Source organism: Deltaproteobacteria bacterium (genome assembly GCA_035063765.1).
Classification (GTDB): domain Bacteria; phylum Myxococcota_A; class UBA9160; order UBA9160; family PR03; genus CAADGG01.
Genome location: JAPSFT010000008.1, coordinates 18,573 through 37,209, shown reverse-complemented (window position 1 = coordinate 37,209; position 18,637 = coordinate 18,573). Strand labels below are relative to the sequence as shown.

Below are 18,637 nucleotides of genomic sequence, written 5' to 3'. Positions count from 1 at the left end.
GGCGACTCTACCCCAGCGATCGGCCGGGCGGGGGTACGGCCGGCTCGCGCAGCGCGAGCATCCGGCACACCAGGAAGGCGCCCGCCGCCGCGGCCAGGTGCTTCAGCGTGTGTCCGCTCACGACGTGTCCGAGCGCGTAGAGCGGCGCGTCGAAGGTCTCCACGAGCTTCGCCACGACGTAGCAGGCGAACACCGCGTAGACGTCGCCACCGCGCGTGTAGCGGGAGGGCAGCCAGAGCGCGATCAGCAGCAGGATCACGACCGAGTAGGCCTGGAGGACGCCGTAGGGGACGACGTTGCCCGCGCCGGCGCGCTCGGTCGCCCGCCAGTAGACGACCGAGGCCGCGCCGATCGCCAGCATCGGGAGCAGCAGCGTACGGCCCGCGCGGGCGTCGACGCGGTCGCCGACCTGGGCGGCGAGCAGCGCCATGAAGGCGATCGTCATCGGCAGGCGGTCCCAGAACAGGCGCTCGTTGTCGGGCGCGAGGTGGTAGTACCCGGAGCCGAGCGCGGTCAGCAGGACGCCCGCGAAGAAGACCGCGTAGGGGATCCGCTCCCCGGCATGGTCGAAGCTCGTGCGGGGCCGGAGCGCGATCCAGAGGCCGGCGAGGCCGGCCAGCAGGAAGGCGCCGTTCGAGAGCACGTCCGGCGCGTTCGCGACGCCGAGCAAGCTCCTGTGGTCCGCAAAGTCGTGATAGCCGGGCGGCTGCGGCACGCCGGGCGCGAGCAGGGCCGCCGCCACGCTGAGGGCGGTGATCGCGAGGAGCGCGCGCGTGCGCCCGGTCACGGCGCAGGAGGCGCAGCAACGACCCGCACGGGCATCGCCGCCAGCCGATCGTGGAGCCGCGCCTCGGCGCGGATCGGCCACCAGTCGTAGAGGAAGATCTCGATCGGCCGCCACATCGCGACCCAGCCGCCGATCACGAGGCTGTCGTGCACGATCCCGTAGCGGCGCTCCGAGAAGACGTCGGCGAGCACCAGCATCAGCGCGTTGAAGGCGAGGCCGATCAGGAGGCTGGTGCGGCCGGTGCGCAGGAGCTCGCGCAGGCGGCGGCGGGCGGCCTGCGCGCGGTCGCGGAAGTACTCGGCGACGGCGGCCCCGAGGACGGCCGCGTCGTCCCCCGCCGGCGAGGGCCGCTCGAGGTGGATCTCGAGCGCGAGCGGCGCGTCGCGGCGCAGCTCCTGGGCCCAGCCCAGGATGAACTCCTCGGCCCGCGGGTCGAGGTCGCGCTCGCGGAAGGGCGCGGCGTCGATCGCGAGGAAGAGCTGCCGGGCCTCGCCGAGCCGCAGCTCGAGCGTCTCGCAGGGGCCGGCGCTCACGGCGCGGCCGGCTGGAGGTCGGCGAGCGCGTCCATCACGGTGGCCTGCACCTCCGGCCGGTGCAGGTTGCCGAGGTGCCCGCCGGTCGGGAAGAAGCGCACGCGCTCGGGGCCGACGAGAGCGGCGAGCCAGGCCACGTCCTCGTCGCTGGTCAGGAAGTCGTTGCGGTTGGCGAACACGCGCAGCTTCGGGTTGTCGCGCAGGGGACCGGCGATCGCGTGCAGGTCGTTCTGCGCGACGAGCTCCTCCGCGCTGCGCACGGTCCCGAGCCGGTCGCGGTGATAGGGCAGCACGAAGGCGTAGAGGTACATCGCGAAGGAGTAGTCGCCGATCTCGCGGTAGGCCGGGAGCCGCCGCCAGCGGCGCCGCTCGGTGAGCAGCACGCCCAGGTCCTCGCGCTGCTGGCTGGTCCAGAGCAGGGCCTGGAGCGAGCGGCGGAAGGCGAGCCCGATCAGGAACTCGGCCTCCCGGTTCGTGAACGGCAGCTCGACGACCGGCGCCAGGTCCTGGGTGCCGAGCTCGACGGACTCGACCCGCCCGTAGCCGCCGGCCCCGAAGCGCTCCGCCTGGGCGTGGCGCGCCACCGCCGCGGTCTCGAGCAGGAGCTGGTGGACCCAGGCCTCGCGCTCGCCCTCCGGAAGTGCCAGCGGCGCGTCGTAGAAGGCGTCGAGGCGCTCCATGCCCTCGACGAGGCGCACCGGCGGGTCGAGCAGCAGGTAGCGGTCGAAGCGCACGCGGTCGTTCGCGGGATCGCGCTCCTGCGCGGCGATGTAGAAGCCGTGGAAGGCGCCGAGCGAGTAGCCGAGGTAGACCCGCTCGCGCACGCGCCCCGGGTAGCGCGCGCGCAGGTCGCGGTCGACGAGGTCGAGCGCCACGTGCAGGTCGCGCGCGTCGACCGGCGCGTGGCCCGGCACCGGCACGCTCGCGCCGCGCTCGACGAACTCGAAGCCGAGCGCGCTGCTCACGATCGCGACCGAGAACCCGCGCTCGAAGACCATCTCGGCGAGCGCGAGGCTCGAGGAGCCGAGCCGGTGCGCGCCGAGCCCCGGCGCCAGGAAGACCAGCGGCGCGGGGCCCGGCTGCATGCGCACCGAGAAGGGCAGCGCGCGCCCGGTCGTGGGCATCACGATCTCGCGCGTGTCGAGGCGGGCGGCGAAGCCGGGGTCGCGCGGGCCCAGGAAGGCCGCCTGGAGCGTCTGGGTGGCGTCCGTGTCGTCGCCCGGGCCCGTGACCGGCGGCTCCTCGATCTTCGACTCGCGCACCACCGTCCAGAGCAGGCGCGCGTCGTCGTAGGCGTCGGCGCTGCTGGCGGCGAACTGGCGGTAGCTCGGGATCGAGTCGACGACGTCGTTGAAGCTGAGCACGAGCCCCGTGCCCATCGGGAAGAACCAGAGCGCCGGGTCGAGGAGCGCGTCGGGCACCATCCCGGCCGTGTCGCGGACCGAGCCCGGGCCCGCGAGCGGCAGCACCAGGAAGGTCGACGGTCGCCAGCCCCAGGTCGCGAAGACCTGCCCGAAGTCCTCCGGCGCGGGCTCGATCCCGAGCCAGCGCAGCGCCGGGTCCCAGAAGCCCGCGAGCCCGACCGTGGAGTTCACCGCGAAGCGCGCCGTCACGTCGCCGGCCTGGCGCCACTGCGCCTGGAGCAGGCTCGCGGCGAGATCGCGCGGGAAGACCAGGTTCGCCGCGAAGTCGCGCACGCGATCGCGGACGAAGCGCGGGATCACGAGCCGGTAGACGCGGCCGACCGGGTCCGCGACCCCGACGATCAGGCCGTGATTCACGGCCCACACGCCGCGGTTCACCGGCTCGAGCGGGTCGGGGAACTGGGGCGGCGGCAGGCTCTCGCCCTGGAAGGCGGCGGCGCCCGGCCCGGTGTAGCCGGACCAGTCGCGCCGCAGGGCCGGCTGCGCGCAGCCCGCCATCGCAACCGCCAGCAGCAGCACCGTTCCCCTGCGCACCATCGCCCCCCCCGACGAGGCCGGCAGCGTAGGGGGCGCGTGTTGACCCTGCGAGGGGCCGCGTGTCATGCTCGCGGCCCCTTCGACCGGAGGTCCTTCGTGCAGATTGCCCTCGCCAAGCGCATCGACCAGCTCGTGGAGTGCGGCTGGGAGCCCGTCGCGACCACCGAGACCAGCGCGTCGCTCCACGGACGGCGCCCCTTCAGCTGGTGGCTGTTCCTGTTCGTCGTGATCTTCTTCCCCTTCTTCGGCGGGATCCTCTACCTGATCTTCTGGCTCGCCACCTCGCGCGCGACCGTCTTCCTCCACCAGGACGGGGAGACCGTGCACGAGGCCGGGGACCTGTGGCTGGTGCGCTGGCAGGAGACCCGGCGCGAGGCCTTCGTCGCGCAGCAGCGCGCGATCAAGGAGCAGGGCTTCCTCGCCGTGATGTGGCCGCAGCTCCTGACCTTCCTGGTGCTGCTCGCGCTCTGGGTCTGGTTCCTGCGCTGGTACTTCTAGGCGTCCTCTCGCCATGAACGCGCCGTCGTGGCGGATCCGGATCGGGAGGACGGCCGCGCTGTTCGCCGCCTGGGTCGTGCTGATCGGGACCGATCCGGTCGGGCTCGTGATCGGCGCCGGCGCGGCCCTCGCGGCGACGGCCGCGAGCCTGCGCCTGCTCCCGCCCGGCGCGCTGCACCTGGAGCCCGCGGCCCTGGCCGCGCTGCTCCTGCGCCTGCCCGGCCAGGGGATCGCGGCCGGCGCCGACGTCGCGCGGCGCGCGCTCGACCCGCGCCTGCCGCTGCGCCCGGGGATCGTGTCGCTGCCGCTGCGCATCGCACCCGGCCCCGCGCGCGGCGCCTTCCGCGCGCTCGCGAGCCTCTTGCCGGGAACCGTGGCGGCCTCGCCCGCCGTCGGCGACGACGACCGGCTCGACGTCCATTGCCTCGACCTGGGCCAGCCCGTGGCGGCGCTGCTCGCAGCGGACGAGGAGCGGCTCGCGCGCGCGCTCGGGGTGCCCCTCGATGGCTGAGTTCCTCTCGGGCGCGGCCGCCTTCGTGCTCCTGATGGTGGCCGTGGGCCTCGTGCGCGTCGTGCGCGGCCCGACCGACGCGGACCGCATGATGGCGGCGCAGCTCCTCGGCAGCGGGGGGATCGCGGCGCTGCTCCTGGTGTCGGTCGCGAGCTCGACGCCGGCGGTCGTGGACATGGCGCTGCTCCTCGCGCTGGTCTCCGCCTTCGCGTCCGCGGCGCTCGCGAAGCACGCGCCGGAGGGCCGGTGAGCACGCTCGCCGCTGCCTTCACGGTCGTCGCGGTCTCGGCGGGAGCGTTCTTCTTCCTGGCCGGCAGCATCGGCCTCGTGCGCTTCCCCGACGCCGCGAGCCGCGTGCACGCGCTCACCAAGGCCGACAACCTCGGGCTCGGCCTGATCGTGCTCGGCCTCCTGCCCCACGCGGGCGGCGTGCTCGCGGGGGCGAAGCTGATCGCCGCCTGGCTGCTCGCCCAGCTCACCGCCACCGCCGTGGCCCAGCTCCTCGCCGCGACGGCGACCCGCAGCAGGCCGCGGTGAGCGCCGGGCTCGCCGTCGACCTCGGGCTCGCGCTCCTCGCCCTCGCGATGGCGGGCTGGGTGATCGCGGCGCGCACGGCGCGGGCCGCCGCGATCGGCTTCGTCGCCTACGGCTTCCTGCTGGGTCTCGGGTCGGTCCGCCTCGGGACGCTCGACGTGGCGCTCACCGAGGCGTCGATGGGGGGGCTCACGGGCCTCCTCCTGCTGGCGGCCGTCGGCCGGCTCGGAGCCGGCGGCGCCGGCGAGCGCGAGCGGCCCGGCGCCGGCCTGCGCGCCGCCGTCGCTGGCGCCTGCGCCCTCGTGTCGGCCGGGATCGCCTGGGTGGTACTGGCGCTCCCCGAGCCCGGCCCGTCGCTCGCGCCGCAGGCGGCGGCGGAGCTCCCGGGCCTCGGCCTCGGCAACCCTGTCACCGCGGCGCTGCTCGCCTACCGATCGCTCGACACCATGCTCGAGAAGGTGGTGGTGCTGGCGTCGCTGATCGGCGTCTGGTCGCTCGCGGCCGACCGCGGCTGGGGCGGCCGGCCCGGCGGCGTCCCGCCCGCGCGCCCCGATGACGCTCTCGTGTTCCTCGCCCGCGAGCTGCCCCCGATCGGCGTCGTGGTCGCCGTGTACCTGCTCTGGAACGGCTCGGACGAGCCGGGCGGGGCCTTCGCGGCGGCCGTCGTGCTCGCCGCGATGTGGCTGCTCGCGCGCATGGCGGGTCTCGTCGACGCTCCGCTGGTGTCGGCCCGCCGGCTGCGCGCCGTGCTCGTGGCGGGCCCGCTCGCCTTCTTCGCCGTGGGCCTCGCCGGCCCGCTCTGGGCCGGCGGCTTCCTCGCCTACCCCGACGGCCTCGCCAAGCCGATCATCGTCGCGGTCGAGGTCGCGATGACGCTCTCGGTGGCGGCGGCGCTCGCGCTGCTGGTCGAAGGGCCGCCGGCACGGGACGGCGCCCCGTGAGCGGCGCCACGGTCTTCGGGCTGTGCGGGGCCGCGCTGGTGGGCCTCGGGCTCTACGGCGTCGCCACCGGGCACGGGCCGCTGCGCAAGCTCCTCGCCTTCAACGTGCTGGGCGGCGGCGTGTTCCTGGTGCTCGCCGTGATCGCGCGGCGGGGCGCGGGCGCGGGCCTCGCCGCCGACCCGGTGCCGCAGGCGCTGATCATCACCGGCATCGTGGTCGCCTTCGCCTCGACCGCGCTCGCGGTGGCGCTGGTGCGGCGGCTCGCCGAGGTCGACGCGGCCGCCGCTCCCGGCTCCGGGGACGGGACCGGGACGGTGGAGCCGCCGGGCCCGCACCGGCCATGAGCCCCGCCCCCGCCGCGCCGCCCGGAGCCTTCCTCCTGCCGCTCGCGCTGGTGCTGCCCGCGATCGGGGTCGCGCTCGCCGCCCTGCTCGGCGGCCGGTACGCGCAGCGCGTCGCGCTCGGGACCGTCGCAGCCAGCCTCGGCCTCGCCGTGGCGATCGCCCGGGCCGTGTGGCGGGCGGGCGACGCGCTCGAGTATCTCGTGGGCGGCTGGGCACCTCCCCTCGGCATCACGCTGCGCGCCGACGGGCTCTCGGCGGCGATGCTCGTCACGAGCGCGCTCCTGATCGGCGCCGCCGCGCTCTACGGGCGCGCCGACTTCACGGGCCCGGCGCGCGGCGAGGCGCGCGCCCCGCTCGCCTTCTGGACGCTGCTGCTCACGGTCTGGACCGGCCTCACCGCCGCCTTCCTCGCCGGCGACCTCTTCAACCAGTTCGTGGCCCTCGAGCTGCTCACCTTCGGCGCCGTCCCGCTCGTGTCGCTCGGCGGCAGCGCCACGACGCTGCGGGCCGCGCTCCGTTACCTGCTCTTCGCCCTGATCGGCTCGGTGCTCTTCCTGCTCGGGGTGGGCCTCCTCTACGGCGCCTACGGGACGCTCGACCTGGCGCTGCTCGCCGGGCGCGTGCGGGTCGACCCCGCGGCACGGGTCGCAGCGGCGCTCATGACCGTGGGCCTGCTCGCGAAGGCGGCGCTCTTCCCGCTCCACCTGTGGCTCCCACCGGCGCACGCCGGCGCCCCACCGGCCGCGAGCGCCGTGCTCTCGGCGCTGGTCGTGAAGGCGCCCTTCTTCCTGGCCGTGCGGCTGTGGTTCGACGCGCTGCCGGGGCTCGCGACGCCCGCCGCGGAGCAGCTCCTCGGCGCGCTCGGCGCCGGCGCGATCGTGTTCGGCGGCGTGCTCGCCGTGCGCCAGGAGCGGCTCAAGCTGCTGGTCGCCTACTCGACCGTGGCGCAGATCGGGTACCTCTTCCTGGTGTTCCCGCTGGCGGCGGCCGGCCCGGCGGCTGTAACCGGCGGCCTCGTGCAGGCGATCGCCCACGCGCTGGCGAAGACCGCCATGTTCCTCGCGGTCGGCCTGCTCGCGCGCGGGCTTGGTCACGACCGCATCGACGGCCTGGCCGGCGCCGCCCGCGCGCTGCCCCTGAGCCTGCTCGCCTTCGGGCTCGGCGGGGTGTCGCTCGTCGGACTCCAGCCGAGCCTGCTGCGCCGCACCGCGCTCGAGACCGGGCAGTGGTGGTGGGTGGCGGCCATGCTGGCCGGCGGGGCCCTGACCGCGACCTACGTCGTCCGCGTCCTGACACACACCCGCAGCGCCAGCGGCGCGCCGGCCGAGCTGCACGCGCCGGTGGAGCGCTCCCGCGAGCTCCTGGCGCTCGCCCTGGCGCTCGCCGCCTTCGCCGTCCGGATGCTCCCGCTCGCGAGCCTGCTCCGGATCGGGCGGGGAGCCTGAGATGGCACCGGGGAGCAGCGCGTGATCCGGCGCATCGTCGCCGCCGCCGACGCGGTCGAGGCCCGGCTCGGGACCTGGCCGGTGGCGTGCGCGCTGCTGCTCGGCCTCCTGGTCCTGCTCGGCACGGCGCTGCTCGCCGGACCCTGACCCGGCGCCTTGCCGCCGGACCGGTGGGGTGCCATCGTGTCGCCGCCGCGGCCCCCCCCGGCGATCGTCGAGGAGCCGGTGAGCGACACCCCTGAGCACACGCGGCCGATCCGCCCGCCCTCCTACGTAGACGCGATCGCCCCGCTGGCGCTGCTGGTGGCGCTGATCGCCGGCGGCCTGTCGCTCTACGGGCTCGACGCGCTCGGCGGGCCGATCCCGGCTGCGCTCGTCGTGTGCGCGATGGCGACCGGCGTCATCGTCCTGCGCAACGGCCACACCTGGGGCGAGGTCGAGGACGCGATCAAGCGGGCGGTCGGCTCGGTGACGAGCGCGATCTTCATCCTGCTCGCGGTCGGCGCCCTGATCGGCACCTGGAACCTCTCCGGCACGATCCCGACGCTCGTCTCCTACGGGATCCGCTGGATCGACCCGGACTTCTACTACGTCTCGACGGCGGTGATCTGCGCGCTCACCTCGCTGAGCATCGGGAGCTCGTGGACGACGGCGGGCACGGTCGGGGTGGGCCTGGTCGGGATCGCGTCGCTGCTCGGCGTCTCCCCGGCGATCACCGCGGGCGCCGTGATCTCGGGCTCGTACCTCGGCGACAAGGTCTCTCCCCTCTCGGAGACCACCGTCCTGGCCTCCCAGCTCGCGGGCGCCGACCTCTACACCCACATCCGGGCCCAGGTCTGGACGTCGGTGCCGGCGTTCCTGATCGGCGCGCTCGTGTTGGCGATCCTCGGGCTGAGCGGCGAGGGCGTGCTGCCCGACGAAGCGGCGGCCTCGGCGGACCTCACCAAGCTCGACCAGCTCTACTGGATCTCGCTCTGGAACCTGCTGCCGCTCCTGGCGCTGCTCGGGATGTCGCTCAAGAAGTCGCCCTCGGCGCTCGCCATCCTGGCCGCATCGCTCTTCGCGGGCGTGCAGGGGATCCTGACCCAGCCCGAGGTCTTCCAGCGCTTCGTCGCCGACCCGGAGCTCGCGACGCCGCTCGTCTACCTGAAGGGCATCTGGTCGGCGATGGCGACCGGCTTCGAGGCCAACTCGGGGCTCGCGGACGTCGACCGGCTGCTCTCGCGCGGCGGGATGGACAGCATGCTCGGGACGATCTGGCTGATCCTCGGCGCCGTCACCTTCGGCACCCTGCTCCAGGAGTTCGGCCTGATCGGGAAGCTCGTGGACCCCCTGATCGCGCGCGCGAAGAGCGACGGGCGGCTGTTCGCGACGACCGCCGGCATGGCGCTCGGCTTGAACGTCGTGGCGGCCGACCAGTACATCGCGCTGGTGCTGCCGGTGAAGACCTTCAAGAAGGTGTTCGCCGAGCGCGGCTTCGCGCCCCAGGTGCTGTCGCGGGCGGCGGCCGACGCCGGCACGGTCACCTCCCCGCTGGTGCCCTGGAACTCGTGCGGCGCCTTCATGGCGGCGGTGCTGGGCGTGCCGACCCTGCTCTACCTGCCCTTCTGCTTCTTCAACATCCTGAGCCCGATCCTGACCGTGCTCTACGGAGCGACCGGCTTCCAGGTCGCACGGGCTCGTCCACCGGGGGGAACCGACCGATGACGACGATCCCGCTTCGACTCGTGCCGGCCCTGCTGCCTGCGCTGCTCGCCGCACTCGCCTTCGCGGCGCCCGCCGCGGCCGAGGACCCGCGCGTGGACGCGCTGATCGAGCGCCTGGAGAAGCAGGACGCCGAGATCCGGTCCCTCCGCCAGGAGGTGCAGGAGCTGCGCGAGAGCGCCGCCCCCGTGCACCACGCGGAGCACCCGGAGTACCGCCGCGAGGACGGCCAGTACCCGGTCACCGACTACGACGCGCCGCGCATCCGGATCGACATCGCCGGGCAGGTCAACCAGGCCTTCAGCTTCGCCGCCGACGGCAAGGACGCGAAGGGCTACTTCGTCGACAACGACGCCTCGAACAGCCGGCTGCGCTTCGCGGGTGTCAGCACCTTCGCGGAGGGCCCGCAGGTGGGCTCGACGCTCGAGGTGGCCTTCAGCCCGAACAACTCCTTCGACGTGAGCCAGGAGAACGAGCGCGCCGGCAACTTCATCTCGATGCGGCGCGCCGAGCTGTGGGCGCGCGACGACCGCTTCGGCCGCGTGATGTTCGGGCACGGCTCGGCGGCGACCGACAACGTCGCGGAGTTCGACCTCTCGCTGGTGAGCGGCCCGATCATGACCTCGGGCGTCGAGTTCATCGCCGGCGGCCTCCTGTTCTCGGACGGCCACGACTTCACCGGGACCCGGATCGAGGACGCCTTCTTCAACTTCGACGGCGAGCGGATGGGCCGCGTCCGCTACGACTCGCCGATGTTCGGCCCGGCGCAGCTCTCGATCTCGGCCGGCTCCGACCAGCGCTACGACGCCGCCCTCACCTTCGGCGGCGACTACGACCACTGGAGCGGTGTCGACCTGCCGGGCTTCACGGCGCTCGGCGGGGTCGGCATCTCGCGCCCGAACAGCGGCAGCGAGGACTACCGCATCGCCGGCTCGGGCTCGCTGCTCCACGACGCGAGCGGCGTGAGCCTCACCGTCTCGAGCGGCTACGACGGCGGCGCCGACGGCGACACGCCCTACAGCGTGTACGGCAAGCTCGGCTGGGACACGCGCCTCTTCCCGTTCGGCCCGATCGGCTTCGGCGTCGACTACGACTGGAACGAGAACCTCGCCGCCGAGGGGGACCAGAGCCAGTCGGTCGGCATCGCCGCGGTGCAGGTGCTCGAGAACTGGGGCATCGAGCTCTACTCGCAGCTCCGCTGGTACACCGTCGACACCGACCAGGACCCGAGCCTCGACGACATCTGGCTGGGCACGCTCGGCACGAGGGTGCGCTTCTGATGCGCGCGTGCGCCGCCGCGGCCGCCGTCGCGGCGCTCGCGCTGCTCGCCGGCTGCGCGGGCCCGGCGCCCGCGCCGAAGGACGAGGGCGCGGGGAAGGTCAGCTACAACCGCCGCGAGCTCGAGTCGCGCCCGGGCCTGCTCACCGGCAAGGACGGCGTCTGGACGATCTACCGCAGCGACGGCCCGCCGCCGCCGCCCCCGCCCGCCCGCCCGACGACGCTCTCGTGCGAGCGCGGGCACGTCTGCGACCCGCCCGCGCCGGAGCGCTGAGCCTTCCAGCCCCCGCGGGCCCCGGTATCCTCCGCGCGTCCTCCGCCCGAGGTCCCGCGTGTCGGCTCCCGAGCACGCCCAAGACGACGAACCCGGAGCCGGCGAGCCCGACCCCGTGGTGCGCGCGTACCTGGGCGGCATCGACCGCACGTTGATCGCGAAGAACCTGCGGCTCACGCCCGAGCAGCGCCTGCTCCAGCTCATGGCACTCCAGCGGATGGCCGCCGAGCTTCGCCGGGCGGGCCGCGAGGGGTCACGATGGAGCTGTTCGGCGTGCGCTGACCGGTCCTCGGCCCCGACAAGCTGATCGAGGTCGAGCGCGCCGCGGGCCGGCCCAAGGACCTCGAGGTGCTGGCCGAGCTCGTTGCGATCCGCGAGAGCCGGCCCTGATCCCGGCGGGACCGGCCCGCCCTGCTCAGCGCGTCGTCGGCACGAGCGGCTGGGCCGTGGTGTCGTAGTAGGGGATCAGCTGGTTCATCACGGCGCGCGCCGCGTCCGCCTTCTCGCGCACCTCGGCGCCGCTGAACACGCGCCGCGCGTTGTCCTGGGCGACGCGGATCGTCTCCATCATGCTCTGGAAGCTCGGCAGGGTCTCGTCGTGGCCGGCGCCGCCCTGGAGCATGCGCGAGAGCGAGCGCGCCTCGCTGCGCAGCGAGCGGAGCTGCTGCTGGAGGCGGAAGAAGCTGTTCGCCTGGCCCTGCCCGACGGTCGGGCGCGGCTGGCGGCGGAAGGTCTGCCAGAGGTCGTTGGTGGTCGTCTCGAGCTGCTTGCCGAGCTCGGCGACCTTGGCCTGGTCCCAGGCCTGCGCGGGCGCGGCCTGGGCGGCGGGTGCGGCCAGCGCGAGGACCGAGACGGCGACGAGGGCGCAGCGGACGGCAGGCATTCCTGGATCCTCCTCGGGATGGGGCCGGCACCGACCCGGCGCCGTTGTACCCGCTCGCACGCTCGGGTGTCAACGGGAACCGCCACCCGGGTCGAGATCCCCTCCCCCACGCGCCGGCTCGGGATCGCCGGCTCGCGCCGGCTCGGGACCGCCGGCTGGCGCCGGCTCGGGACCGCCGTCTGGCGCGGGCTCGAGACCGCCGGCCAGGGCCGGCTCGAGACCGCCGGCTAGCGCCGGCTCGAGCCACGACCAGAGCGTGTCCTTCACGACCACGAGCGCTGGGCTCGGGAGCCGCTCGGCGCGGCCCAGCGCCGGCGCTGCATCGACCCCTTCGCCCAGCTCGCCCACGTAGATCTCGCCGTCCGTGAAGAAGGGGTCGCCGCCGCCGTTGCGGCCCGCGAGCGTGGGACCCATGCCGCCGACGGCGAAGATCCGCACCAGCCTTCCGGCGGCGTCGAGGTCGCCGACGACGCGATCGCGCTCGGCATCGAGGTCGGGGGCGATCCGGTGCGTCACCTGGCCGGTCCTGCGGCTCAGCTCGACGCCGCGGTCGAAGGACGCCGCGCCCACCCAGACGGGGCGAGCGCCGTCGCCGTGGATCGGCGAGCGCCAGAAGCGGACGTGATGGCGCTCGCGGGCGCTGCGCCCCACCTCGCGCTCGAAGGCCAGGTCCTCGCGACGGCCCCAGAGCAGGAGCGGGCTCACCGGCGCGTCACGGTCGGGGCGGTCGAGCAGCACGCTCTCGGTGATGCGGGCGCCGCTGCGCAGGGTCACCGGCACCGCGGCGCTCCAGCCGGCGGCGGCGAACGCGCTCCGCACCTGCGCCTCGTCACCGATCAATGCCACGTTCAGGGGATCGCCCGGCAGGCCGTCGGGCGTGAGCGTGCGCACGGGCAGGGTCGCCATCGCGGGCAGGTGCTCGTGGTGCCGCCAGGCGCGCGGCAGGAGCACGTAGGCGAGGAGCCCATAGGCGGCGAGCAGCAGCAGGGCGCCTCGGGCGATCCGGCGGCGGGTCATGACCCGCCCGGGATCGCCGGCTCTCGCCAGCCCGGGATCGCCGGCTCTCGCCGGCTCAGCCCGCGCCACCCGCGCCGAGCCGTGCCGCCGGCTTCGGGCGCTGCTTCGCCCAGCGCGCGGGCCCCGCGAGCGGCGTCACCCGCTTCGGCTCGAGGCTCGGCGGGTCCAGCGCCGGGTCCTCGAAGACGCGCAGGATCCCGTAGGTGGTGCTGCGCTCGGCCGGCGTGCGGCCCATCTCGCGGATCAGGCGGCGCATCTCCTCGGCGGGCAGGTTCTCGCCGTGGTCGGCGCCCGACTCCCGGCTGATCGACTCCTCCATGAGCGTGCCGCCGAAGTCGTTGGCGCCCGAGACGAGCGCGAGCTGCGCGAGCTTGGTCCCCATCTTGACCCACGACATCTGCACGTTCGGGATCCAGGGCCGCAGGAACAGGCGCGACACCGCGACGAGGCGCACGTCCTCGGGTGCCGAGGAGCCCGGGCGCGCGCCGAGGTGGTTGTAGAGCCGGTTGCGCTGGTGGATGAAGCCGAGCGGCACGAACTCGGTGAAGCCGCCCGTGCGCTTCTGGAGCTCGCGGACCAGGCCCAGGTGCGCCGCCACGTGGCGGAGCTCCTCGACGTGGCCGTACATCACGGTCGCCGTCGAGCGCAGCCCCACCCGGTGGGCCGCCTCCACGATCTCGACCCAGCGCGCGGTCCCGAGCTTCTTCGGCTCGATCACCGCGCGCACGCCGTCGTCGAGGATCTCGGCGGCGGTGCCGGGGATCGTGCCGAGGCCGGCGTCCCGCAGCCAGCGCAGGTAGTCCTCGAGCGCCATCCCGCTCTTGCGGTGCCCGTGGTCGATCTCCTCGGGCGAGAAGGCGTGGATGTGCACGTCCGGGAAGGCGGCCTTCAGCGTGGTCAGGATCTCGTGGTAGTGGCGGTGGTCCTTGTGGGGATGGATGCCGCCCTGGATGCAGAACTCGGTCGCGCCGCGCGCCACGGCGTCGCGGCCCTTCTCGACGAGCTTCTCCATCGGGTGGTCGTAGGCGTCGGCGTCGTCCAGGTGCCGCGAGAAGCCGCAGTAGCTGCAGCCCACGTAGCAGACGTTCGTGAAGTTCATGTTCCGGCACACGACGTAGGTGACGAGGTCGCCCTTGTCGGCGCGGCGCGCGACGTCGGCGGCCATCATCGTCGCGACTAGGTCGGCGCCCTGCGCGCCGAGCAGCAGCTCGGCGTCGGCGACCGTGAGCTCGCGCTCGCCGAGCGCGCGGTCGAGCACGGCGGCTACCGGCTTGCTAATGGCGCCGAGCAGACGATCGAGGCTCATCTCCGATGCTCCAGAAGGCTCATGCCGCCTCCTCCGCGAGGTTTCGACGTGGAAGTGCGTAGCCCTCCGCGTCGGCCAGGGCGAGGCACCGGGCGCGCAGCGCGGGGTCGAGCCAACCGGGTCCGCCGAGCAGGTGCTCCGGGTACACCGGCAGCCGCTCGCGCAGCCGGAAGCCCGCCGCCGTGGTGCGCGCGCGCAGGGCCGCGAGCTTCGGCCAGGGCGCCTCGGGGTTGATGAAGTCGATCGTGACGGGTGAGACTCCGCCCCAGTCGTCGACCCCGGCGCGCAGGAGCCGCTCGAGCAGCGCGTCGCTCGCCAGGTTGGGGGGCGCCTGCACGTGCACCCGCGGGCCCAGGATCAGGCGCGCGAGCGCCACCCAGCCGACCACGTCGTCGTCGGCGGGCGACGGCCGCCCCCGCATCTTGGTGTCGTCCTTCGCGTGGAAGGGCTGGAGGATCGCCTCCTGCACGTGCCCGTACTCGTCGGCGAGCGCGCGGATCGCGAGGAGCGCGTCCACCCGCTCGTCGGTCGTCTCGCCGATCCCGAGCAGGATCCCGCTCGTGAACGGGATCCGCAGCTCGCCGGCCTCGCGGTGCATGCGCAGGCGCAGGGCCGGGTGCTTGTCGGGTGCCGCGTGGTGCGCGCCGCCGCGCCCCATGAGCCGCTCGCTCGTGGTCTCGAGCATGAGGCCCAGCGACGCGTTCCACGGCCGCAGCGCCGCCATCTGCTCGCGGGTGAGCAGGCCCGCGTTCGTGTGGGGCAGGAGCCCGTGCGCCACCGCCTCGCGGCAGGCATCGACGAGGTAGTCCGCCGTCGCGCCGTAGCCGCGCGCGGCGAGCCACGCCGCGTGCGACGCGAACGCCCGCTCCGGCTTGTCGCCGAGGCAGAAGAGCGCCTCGACGCAGCCCGCGGCGCGGGCGCCGTCGCAGGCCGCCGCCACCTCGGCGAGCGTGTAGGTCTTCGCGCCGGGGTCGGAGGGCCGCTTGGCGAAGGTGCAGTAGGTGCAGCGGTCGCGGCACAGGTTCGTGAGCGGCAGGAAGACGTTCGGCGAGACCGTGACGGCGTCGCCGAGCCAGCGCCGCTTCGCCTCGAGGGCGGCCTCGGCGACGGCGTCGCGCAGGACCGCGTCGGCGAGCAGGCGGCGCCCGATCCGCTCGGCCGGCCCGCGCTCGAGCCGGCCGGCCTCGACGGCGTCGCGGACCAGGCGCTCGGCCTCGCGCAGCGGGAGGGAGGAGTCGTCCGCGGGCAGGGGCACCGGCGAGAACCTCGCGGAAGGGGGCGCTGCCCGGACGGTAGCACCGGGGGGTGCGGGCGCCGTCGCCGGCTAGCCGGCGTCCTCGACCCCGGCCCAGCTCCGGAGCTGCACCGGGTCCTGCTCCCACAGCCAGTCGCCCGGCTCGACGCCGGCCGGCAGGCGTTCCTTCACGGCGCGCAGGAGCCCCGTCAGCACCGCCACCATGCGCTCGCCCGGGACCCGCGCGTAGAGCGTGCGCGCGATGCGGTCGCCGCGCTTGCTGCCGCCCACCAGGACGACGTGGTCGTTCTTGCCGTAGCCGAAGATCCCGATCTCCGCCGACGGCGGCCGCGCGCAGTTGTTGGGGCAGCCCGTCATGCGGATCTCGACCGGCACGTCGCCGACCCCGGCCGCCTCGAGCTGCTCGAGCCAGCGCGGGAGGATGGTCTCGGCCTCGGTCATCGCGAGCCCGCAGGTGGGCTTCGCCGGACACGCGATCGCGCGGCTGCGCAGCGCCGACACCGTCTCGGGGCGCGGCACGCCGTGGGCGTCGAGGATGCGCAGCAGCTCCTCGTGGTCGCGGATGCCGCACAGGAGGAGGTTCTGGTGCGGGGTGATCCGCACGCGCAGCCCGAGCGCTTCGACCGCGACGCGGATCCCCTTGCGCAGCTCGGAGCGGATCCGGCCGCTGTCCACGGGGATCCCGTAGCAGCCGCTGCCGTCCCGGGCCTCGCGCCAGCCGTGGAAGAGCTGGCCCGGCGCGAGCGGGCGCGGCTCGGCGTCGGCGAGCGCGAGGGCGAAGCGCTCGCGCAGGAGCCGCTTCACCTCGGGCAGGCCGACGCGGCGGATCGTGTACTTCCAGCGCGCCTGGCGGCGGTCGCGGCGCTCGCCCTTGTCGCGCTGCAGGATCGCGATCGCGCGCGCGGCGGCCACCACCTGCTCGCGCGGAACCTGCCCGAGGTAGAGCCCGTAGAGCGGCGCGGTGGTCGGGTTGTTGTGGGTCTGGCCCATGCCGCCGCCCGACCACAGGTCCCAGAGCGAGCCGTCGTCGGCGGCGGGCACGAAGCCGACGTCGTTCGCGCGCACGTCGATCGAGTTGTCGAGCGGGTGGGCGATCCCGACCTTGAACTTGCGCGGCAGGTAGTGGGCGCCGTAGAGGGGCTCGTCGCTGTTCAGCGGCGCGATCGTGCGGCCCTCGTCGTCGGTGGACCAGACCTGGAAGTAGGCGCTGCTGCGGGGTGCCAGCTCCTGGGCGATCTCGTAGGCGAGCTCGCGCCCGCGCACCTCGGGGCCGAAGAGGCCGTCGGCGGGCGAGGTCATCACGTTGCGGTTCACGTCGCCGCAGGCCGAGAGCGTCGCGTCCTTGCGGTAGTGGCGGGAGAGGTGGCGGATCAGGGGCGCGAGCTTGGGCCCGTAGACCTGGTGGAACTGGATCGACTGGCGCGAGGTGAGCCGGATCGTGCCGTTGCCGAAGCGGTCCGCGGCCTCGTCGATCGCCGCCCACTGCGCGGCCAGGAGCTCGCCGCCCGCCGGGCACTTGATGCGCGCCATGAAGATGTGGTCGCCGGTCTTGCGGCCGCGCTCGCCGCGCTCCTGCTGCTTGTAGATCCCGAAGAACTTCGAGAGCTCCTTGGCCTCGCCGCCGATCGTCTCGCGCTCGCCGCGCGTGAGCTGGTCCACCTCCTCGGCGAAGGCGTGCTTCGACGTCCCGTCGCTCGCGAAGAACAGGCCCTGACTCTCGAGCTTGATGCGCTCGTTCTTCGACATCTCCTCGAGCGGCGAGCTCTCGAGGGTGACGGCGGGCTTGTCGGTCGGGGTCCAGCTACGACTGCCGTCGCTCGCGCTGCCGTCGTTCATGGGCGGGGCTTTCCTCAGGATGGGAGGCCGGGAACGCGAAAGGCACGGTAGCGGAGGCGGGAATCGATCACCATTTACACGGTGCTTGACTAAGAAATACCGCCTTCCCGGAGATCCTCCCGCGTCCGGCGCAGCCGGATCCCGGCGTAGTCGAGCACGCCGGCGATCGGCTTCGGCTTGCGCACGGTGACGGTCACGGCCGCGCAGTCGAACTTCTCGAGCACCGCGCGCGCGATCCGCTCCCCGAGCGCCTCGACGAGCTTGTGCTCCTGGCTCCCGGCCACGTCCTCCACGACCTCGAAGATGCGCTTGTAGTGGAGCGTGTGGCGGATGCGGTCGCTGCGGCCGGCGGGACGCAGCGGGAACTCGACCTCGAGGTCGAGCGTCACGGGCCGGCGCATGCGCCGCTCGGCGGCCGTCACGCCGAGCGCGGCGGGGACCTGGATGCCCTCGAGCAGGATCACGTCCGGCCGCTCGGTGCCGCGCGTGCGCTCGGGCACGGCTCAGCCTCCGATCTGCGACATCGTCCGCGCGGGCTTCACGAAGAGCCCGTCGGTGATGTGGTGCTTGAGCTCCTTGGTCGCGACCGCGGCGGCGAGCCGGCGCGCCAGCTCCTCGTCCGACGCGCCCGCCCGCAGCGGGCCGAGCAGGTCGTGCTCGCGCAGCGAGAACAGGCAGGTGCGGAGCTTGCCGTCGGCGGTGAGCCGGATCCGGTTGCAGGTGGCGCAGAAGGGCGCGCTCACCGAGTCGATGAAGCCCATGCGGCCCGGGGCGCCGTCGGCGAAGACCCAGTCCCGGCTCGGCGCGTGGGGATCCTGGTCCGGCGCGGGCGCGAGCGGGAAGACCGCCGCGACCCGCTCGCGCAGCTCGCGCCCGGGCACCAGCCGGTCCTCGCTCCAGCGCCGCCCGTGCTCGAGGGGCATGAACTCGATGAAGCGCACCTCGAAGGCGCGCTCGCGGGCGAGGCGCGCGAAGGCGACCGCCTCGCCCTCGTTGACGCCGCGGAGCACGACGCAGTTGACGCGGATCGGGCGGAGCCCCGCCGCCTCGGCGGCGTCGATCCCGGCCAGCACGGCCGGCAGGAGGTCGCGCTGGGCGAGCTTCGCGAAGGTCGCGCGGTCGAGCGAGTCGAGGCTCACGTTGACGCGCGCGAGGCCGGCGGCGCGCAGCTCGCCGGCGAGGCGCGGCAGCTCGGTGCCGTTGGTGGTGAGCGCGAGGTCCTCGAGGCCCGGGATTGCCGCCAGCTCCGCGACGAGGCTCGGCAGGTTCTTGCGCAGGAGCGGCTCGCCGCCCGTGATGCGCACCTTGCGCACGCCGCCGGCCACCGCCACGCGCGCGATCCGCGCCAGCTCCTCGAGCGTCGCGAGCCGCCCCCGCGGCAGCCACTCGATGTCCTCGTCGGGGATGCAGTAGACGCAGCGGAAGTTGCAGCGGTCGGTGACCGAGATGCGCAGGCTCTCGATGCGGCGGGCCCAGCCGTCGACGAGGGCGGGGGCTTCCCGGGGCAGGGGAGGGACGGGGGCCATGCGG

Annotated in this window: 22 protein-coding genes; 12 read left to right on the top strand and 10 right to left on the bottom strand. The window is 74.4% G+C overall.

Features of this window, described 5'->3' with window-relative positions:
- Positions 1–7: 7 nt before the first annotated feature.
- The 3 genes from OZ948_07810 to OZ948_07800 are packed head-to-tail and all read right to left on the bottom strand — an operon-like array spanning position 8 to position 3,281.
- On the bottom strand, positions 8–787 hold the full coding sequence (locus OZ948_07810; GenBank protein MEB2344628.1) for an alkaline phytoceramidase: 780 nt from the start codon (positions 785–787) through the stop codon (positions 8–10).
- Positions 784–1,320 (bottom strand): hypothetical protein, encoded by a 537-nt coding sequence (locus OZ948_07805; GenBank protein MEB2344627.1) that lies wholly within the window; start codon positions 1,318–1,320, stop codon positions 784–786. The genes OZ948_07810 and OZ948_07805 overlap by 4 nt, the downstream gene beginning before the upstream one ends.
- Positions 1,317–3,281 (bottom strand): VacJ family lipoprotein, encoded by a 1,965-nt coding sequence (locus OZ948_07800; protein ID MEB2344626.1) that lies wholly within the window; start codon positions 3,279–3,281, stop codon positions 1,317–1,319. The genes OZ948_07805 and OZ948_07800 overlap by 4 nt, the downstream gene beginning before the upstream one ends.
- Positions 3,282–3,377: 96 nt before the next feature.
- Here OZ948_07800 and OZ948_07795 point away from each other — a divergent pair, with 96 nt between their 5' ends.
- From OZ948_07795 to OZ948_07740, 12 genes are all read left to right on the top strand, one after another.
- Entirely contained in the window at positions 3,378–3,779 is a 402-nt protein-coding gene (locus tag OZ948_07795; GenBank protein ID MEB2344625.1) for a hypothetical protein, read from the top strand.
- Between the two features lie 13 nt (positions 3,780–3,792).
- On the top strand, positions 3,793–4,290 hold the full coding sequence (locus tag OZ948_07790) for a Na+/H+ antiporter subunit E (GenBank protein ID MEB2344624.1): 498 nt from the start codon (positions 3,793–3,795) through the stop codon (positions 4,288–4,290).
- Entirely contained in the window at positions 4,283–4,540 is a 258-nt protein-coding gene (locus OZ948_07785; GenBank protein ID MEB2344623.1) for a monovalent cation/H+ antiporter complex subunit F, read from the top strand. The genes OZ948_07790 and OZ948_07785 overlap by 8 nt, the downstream gene beginning before the upstream one ends.
- Positions 4,537–4,827 (top strand): monovalent cation/H(+) antiporter subunit G, encoded by a 291-nt coding sequence (locus OZ948_07780; GenBank protein ID MEB2344622.1) that lies wholly within the window; start codon positions 4,537–4,539, stop codon positions 4,825–4,827. The genes OZ948_07785 and OZ948_07780 overlap by 4 nt, the downstream gene beginning before the upstream one ends.
- A complete protein-coding gene (locus tag OZ948_07775; GenBank protein ID MEB2344621.1) occupies positions 4,824–5,765 on the top strand; it encodes a sodium:proton antiporter in 942 nt (313 codons plus the stop codon). Before OZ948_07780 ends, OZ948_07775 begins: the two co-directional genes overlap by 4 nt.
- Positions 5,762–6,109, top strand: coding sequence for a cation:proton antiporter subunit C (locus OZ948_07770; protein ID MEB2344620.1), 348 nt, complete (start codon positions 5,762–5,764; stop codon positions 6,107–6,109). Before OZ948_07775 ends, OZ948_07770 begins: the two co-directional genes overlap by 4 nt.
- Positions 6,106–7,554 (top strand): proton-conducting transporter membrane subunit, encoded by a 1,449-nt coding sequence (locus tag OZ948_07765; GenBank protein MEB2344619.1) that lies wholly within the window; start codon positions 6,106–6,108, stop codon positions 7,552–7,554. Before OZ948_07770 ends, OZ948_07765 begins: the two co-directional genes overlap by 4 nt.
- A gap of 21 nt (positions 7,555–7,575) precedes the next feature.
- A complete protein-coding gene (locus OZ948_07760; GenBank protein MEB2344618.1) occupies positions 7,576–7,701 on the top strand; it encodes a hypothetical protein in 126 nt (41 codons plus the stop codon).
- Between the two features lie 78 nt (positions 7,702–7,779).
- Positions 7,780–9,261 (top strand): Na+/H+ antiporter NhaC, encoded by a 1,482-nt coding sequence (gene nhaC, locus OZ948_07755; GenBank protein MEB2344617.1) that lies wholly within the window; start codon positions 7,780–7,782, stop codon positions 9,259–9,261.
- A complete protein-coding gene (locus OZ948_07750; protein ID MEB2344616.1) occupies positions 9,258–10,538 on the top strand; it encodes a porin in 1,281 nt (426 codons plus the stop codon). Before nhaC ends, OZ948_07750 begins: the two co-directional genes overlap by 4 nt.
- Positions 10,538–10,810, top strand: a complete 273-nt coding sequence (locus OZ948_07745; protein ID MEB2344615.1) for a hypothetical protein — start codon at positions 10,538–10,540, stop codon at positions 10,808–10,810. The genes OZ948_07750 and OZ948_07745 overlap by 1 nt, the downstream gene beginning before the upstream one ends.
- A gap of 58 nt (positions 10,811–10,868) precedes the next feature.
- Complete coding sequence (locus OZ948_07740) at positions 10,869–11,117, top strand: hypothetical protein (GenBank protein MEB2344614.1); 249 nt, start codon at positions 10,869–10,871, stop codon at positions 11,115–11,117.
- Positions 11,118–11,225: 108 nt separating this feature from the next.
- On the opposite strand, the gene OZ948_07735 is transcribed toward OZ948_07740, so the two are convergent.
- The 7 genes from OZ948_07735 to moaA all read right to left on the bottom strand — a co-directional run bounded on the left by OZ948_07735 (position 11,226) and on the right by moaA (position 18,633).
- The gene (locus OZ948_07735) at positions 11,226–11,693 is read right to left on the bottom strand and encodes a hypothetical protein (GenBank protein ID MEB2344613.1); all 468 of its coding nucleotides are present in this window, start codon (positions 11,691–11,693) and stop codon (positions 11,226–11,228) included.
- A gap of 69 nt (positions 11,694–11,762) precedes the next feature.
- Entirely contained in the window at positions 11,763–12,710 is a 948-nt protein-coding gene (locus tag OZ948_07730) for an LssY C-terminal domain-containing protein (GenBank protein MEB2344612.1), read from the bottom strand.
- 55 nt (positions 12,711–12,765) lie between these two features.
- A complete protein-coding gene (gene cofH / locus OZ948_07725) occupies positions 12,766–14,016 on the bottom strand; it encodes a 5-amino-6-(D-ribitylamino)uracil--L-tyrosine 4-hydroxyphenyl transferase CofH (protein MEB2344611.1) in 1,251 nt (416 codons plus the stop codon).
- A 19-nt stretch (positions 14,017–14,035) separates the two neighbouring features.
- Entirely contained in the window at positions 14,036–15,271 is a 1,236-nt protein-coding gene (gene cofG / locus OZ948_07720) for a 7,8-didemethyl-8-hydroxy-5-deazariboflavin synthase CofG (protein MEB2344610.1), read from the bottom strand.
- A 69-nt stretch (positions 15,272–15,340) separates the two neighbouring features.
- Positions 15,341–17,107, bottom strand: a complete 1,767-nt coding sequence (locus tag OZ948_07715) for a hypothetical protein (protein ID MEB2344609.1) — start codon at positions 17,105–17,107, stop codon at positions 15,341–15,343.
- A gap of 89 nt (positions 17,108–17,196) precedes the next feature.
- Positions 17,197–17,607, bottom strand: a complete 411-nt coding sequence (gene folB, locus OZ948_07710; GenBank protein ID MEB2344608.1) for a dihydroneopterin aldolase — start codon at positions 17,605–17,607, stop codon at positions 17,197–17,199.
- A 3-nt stretch (positions 17,608–17,610) separates the two neighbouring features.
- The gene (gene moaA / locus OZ948_07705) at positions 17,611–18,633 is read right to left on the bottom strand and encodes a GTP 3',8-cyclase MoaA (protein MEB2344607.1); all 1,023 of its coding nucleotides are present in this window, start codon (positions 18,631–18,633) and stop codon (positions 17,611–17,613) included.
- Positions 18,634–18,637: the final 4 nt, after the last annotated feature.